We start from the raw sequence: 3,685 nt of genomic DNA on the forward strand, positions 1-3,685 counted from the left end.
TCCTGACTTCCGTTCCAGACTGTGGTCGACGAGGTAGCGCCTAGATCGTGAAAAGTGCTTCGGTAGAACAGAAGCGGATCCTTGCCACTCGACTGAGCGTCGACGATCTCGCCGATGAAGATGATGTGGTCACCGCCGTCGTACTCCTTCCACGGGACGCACGAGATGGTTGCTGCGGCGCCGTCGAGCAGGGGAGCGGTCGGTCCGTCGATCCACCTCGGTTCGGTGCGCTGCGGTCGGCCGGCAAAATGCATGGCCGTGTCCACTTGGTCGGAGGCAAGGATGTTGACCGCAAACGGCGCGTTGCCGAGGTAGCCGCACGCCTTGGACTTGCGAGTCATCGTGATCTGGCACAGCCGTGGTTCCAGGGAAATGGCCGTGAATGCGGTGACCGTGGCTCCGTGTGGTTGACCGTCGGCATTGGTACAGGTGATGACGGTGACGCCGCTCGCGAATTGACCGAAGATTCCTCGAAGCTGATTTTGTTCCATGACCGGACCTCCTTGTCGGATGGCGGTTGAGTGAGAGTGCCGCGAAGTGCGGGAGGGAAGTAGTGGGCGACTCGCGCCGGGAGTGAAGACGAACGTACGGCGGGCGCAGGCTTCGGTCGATCCGTACAGCGCGGTGGCTATCCGGATTGCGCACCCGATCGCGGCCCGTACCCGTTTTCTCTTGGAAGTGACCGGGGACACAGTGTTCAATGATGTTCAGCGCCCTTGCTCGGCAATGTGGCTGGTCACGGGTTTGGAAGGTGAAGAAGGACGATGGTCGACTCCATGATCGGTACAGCTCCCCGCGACTGGGACGAGGCGTGTCATGCGGTTTCGGACGCCTACTTTCCGCACACGCTGACGCCGTTGTCTCGGCATGCGGCCAGTGGAGTCGGGGTGTGCACCACCGAGTTGGGACCGCTGAGGATCGCTCATATTCGGTGGGGAGCAGACGTCGCCGTCGAATCCGATCATCCCGGTGCCTATGGGGTGAACATCCCGCTCTCGGGCGAGCTCGAGTCGGTGTTCGCGGGCTCGCACGTGCTCTCGACGCAGGGTGTTGCGACGGTATGTCCACCCGACATCACGACAAGAATTACGCGGTGGAGTGCGGACTGCGAGATCGTCGGAGTCCGGATGGACCGTCAGTACCTCGACCGTGAGATGGAAAAGGTTCTCGGTCGACCCGGAATGCACTTGCCTGATCAGGTGGATCTTCGGGGGGACGACGGAGCCAGATGGCTGAAATTTGTTCGCTCACTGTCGGATCAGATACTCGGCCCGGTCGGCGTGCTGCACAACGAACTGGTGGCAGGTCAGCTCTCCGGCGCCGTGGTCACGGCATTCGTCCTTGCCGCAATGCCCGAAAGCGAGGACGCGGTGCGACACGCCAGGCCACGCATCGTCAAGCGGGTGCTCGACGAGATGCACGACGACCCGGCCCGCGTGTGGACCGCAGCCGAGATGGCGGAGGTGGCGGGCGTCAGCGTACGGAGATTGCAGGAGGGATTTCGGCAGTACGTGGGCCGGAGTCCGTCGGAATGCCTGCTCGACATCCGTCTCGAGCGGGTCCATGCAGATCTGGTGGATGCCGACGACTCGACGACGGTCACCGATGTCGCTGTGAGATGGGGTTTCACGCACACCGGACGGTTCGCGTCGTCGTTTCGGCGTAAGTACGGATTGCTGCCTTCCGAGGTGTTGAGGCGCTAGCTTCGGTACCCCATGTCCGCGCTGAGTTGGTTCGCCTTTTCGACGAGGAAAGGCGCGACGTCGGCGCGGAAAGCTTCCGGGGATGTTCGTCCGGCCGAGGTCGAACACGCTGTCACTCCGACGACGCTTCCACCGGCGTCGCGGACGGGAGCAGCGAGGGAAATCAGGCCGTCTTCCAGTTCCTCCGATGTGAGCGCGTATCCCTGTTCGCGCACCACCCGGAGGGCGGTATGGAATGTGCCTTCGTCGGTGATCGTGGTGGGTGTGAGGGCGTCGAACGTGGAGTTCGCGATGACGTTGTCGACGATTTCGGTTGGCGCCCAGGCTAGCAGGGCTCGACCCATGGAGGTGGCATATGCAGGCACTCGGGTGCCGACGCTGACGTTGATGCTCATGATCCGCCGGACGGGTACACGCGCGGCGTAGACCACGTCGACACCGTCGAGCACCCCGAGCGACGCCGACTCGTGGGTGTGTTCTGCGATCTCCAACAGACGAGGGAGCGCCGCCTCCGTCAAGGCATGTGATGCCGAGAAGTGCTGCCCGATGCTCAGAACGCGTGGGGTGAGCGCCCACCGACTGTTGTTGCCGGTGACGTATCCGAGCTTCTGCAGCGTGAGGAGGATGCGCCGGACCGCTGGGCGGGAGAGACCCGTTTCGGCGGCAAGATCGGCGAGCGACGGGTTGGGGTTCTTCTCGTCGAAGGCCGTCAGCACAGCAAATCCACGCTCGATGCTCTGGATGTAATCGCGATCGTTCTCGCTCACGGAATGGCCTTTCATCTGCGGGTATGCCCGATCGGCGCCTTCGAAGGTTGACAAACTTTGTGACTGGGCGCACAGTACAAGCGTACGCACAGCGTAACCGATGTACGCAGAGCGTACAACCCAAACTTGGGGAGCCGACGCAGCCCAGCAGTACGGCACCCACCCGGTAACAGCCACATACGGCCCCGAGGAGGACCACATGACCACTTCCGAGAGCCCCACCGCAGTAGGTTCGGGTACTGCCGCCACCGACAAGTTCCTCCAGGAACGAGTCAGCGCGGACACCCCGCCCGAACGCGTCTCGGCCATCGCCAAGGACGTGCTCGAGGCACTCGCAGGCGTCATCGACAAGCACGGCATCACCTACCCCGAGTACCGCGTCCTCAAGCAGTGGCTCATCGACATCGGCCAGTTCGGCGAGTGGCCCCTGTGGCTGGACGTCTTCCTCGAGCACAACGTCGAGGAGGTCGCGTACCGCGGCCAGCACGGCACCAAGGGAAGCATCGAGGGCCCGTACTACGTTGCCGATGCCAAGACGTTGCCTGCCAAGTGTGAACTTCCGATGCGTGACAACGAGGTTGGATCGAAGCTGGTCTTCGAGGGCCAGGTTCGCGATCTCGACGGCAAGGGGTTGGGCGGTGCAACCGTCGAACTCTGGCACGCGGACGACGAGGGCTACTACTCCCATTTCGCGCCGCACATCCCCGACGGCAACCTCCGCGGAACGATCGTCGCCGACGACGAGGGACGCTTCGAGATCACCACGATTCAGCCTGCGCCGTACCAGATCCCGACCGACGGCCCCACCGGCTGGTTCATCGAGAAGGCCGGCTGGCACCCGTGGCGTCCGGCTCACCTGCACCTCATGGTGAAGGCTCCCGGTAAGCGCACCATCACCACCCAGCTCTATTTCAAGGATGGAGAGTGGATCGAGAACGACGTGGCAACGGCGACGAAGCCCGAACTGATTCTCGATCCGAAGCCAGGTGCCGACGGAACCAACCGGGTCACATACGACTTCGTGCTCGATCCGGCCTGATCCACAACTGCTCTGAAGAAAGTGATTTGATGACAGACCTGTCGATCGTCTCCATCGAGACGACCATCCTCGACGTTCCGCTGGTTCGCCCCCACAAGTTCGCCACCACGTCGATGACGGCGCAGCCGTTGTTGCTGGTCGCGATTCGCACCTCCGACGGGGTGATCGGATACGGC

Annotated in this window: 4 protein-coding genes and 1 pseudogene; 3 read left to right on the forward strand and 2 right to left on the reverse strand. The window is 62.8% G+C overall.

From position 1 onward, the window contains the following. A partial coding sequence (locus A2J01_RS06875; protein ID WP_064112383.1) for a flavin reductase family protein occupies positions 1-491 on the reverse strand: 491 nt, incomplete at its 3' end. Positions 492-764: 273 nt separating this feature from the next. Between A2J01_RS06875 and A2J01_RS06880 the strand changes: the two genes are divergently transcribed. After that, a complete protein-coding gene (locus A2J01_RS06880; protein ID WP_007729772.1) occupies positions 765-1,703 on the forward strand; it encodes an AraC family transcriptional regulator in 939 nt (312 codons plus the stop codon). Here the strand turns inward: A2J01_RS06880 and A2J01_RS06885 are convergent. Next, positions 1,700-2,470: an IclR family transcriptional regulator gene (locus A2J01_RS06885; protein ID WP_064112384.1), complete on the reverse strand. Its 771-nt coding sequence runs from the start codon at positions 2,468-2,470 to the stop codon at positions 1,700-1,702. The two genes, A2J01_RS06880 and A2J01_RS06885, sit on opposite strands and share 4 nt — an antisense overlap. Before the next feature lie 199 nt (positions 2,471-2,669). On the opposite strand from A2J01_RS06885, the gene catA reads away from it, so the two are divergent. Continuing rightward, entirely contained in the window at positions 2,670-3,509 is an 840-nt protein-coding gene (gene catA / locus A2J01_RS06890) for a catechol 1,2-dioxygenase (RefSeq protein ID WP_003940427.1), read from the forward strand. Between the two features lie 29 nt (positions 3,510-3,538). Beyond that, positions 3,539-3,685: pseudogene (locus A2J01_RS35000) on the forward strand (chloromuconate cycloisomerase); the annotation flags it as partial.

This window comes from Rhodococcus sp. EPR-134 (genome assembly GCF_001647205.1).
GTDB lineage: Bacteria > Actinomycetota > Actinomycetes > Mycobacteriales > Mycobacteriaceae > Rhodococcus_F > Rhodococcus_F qingshengii.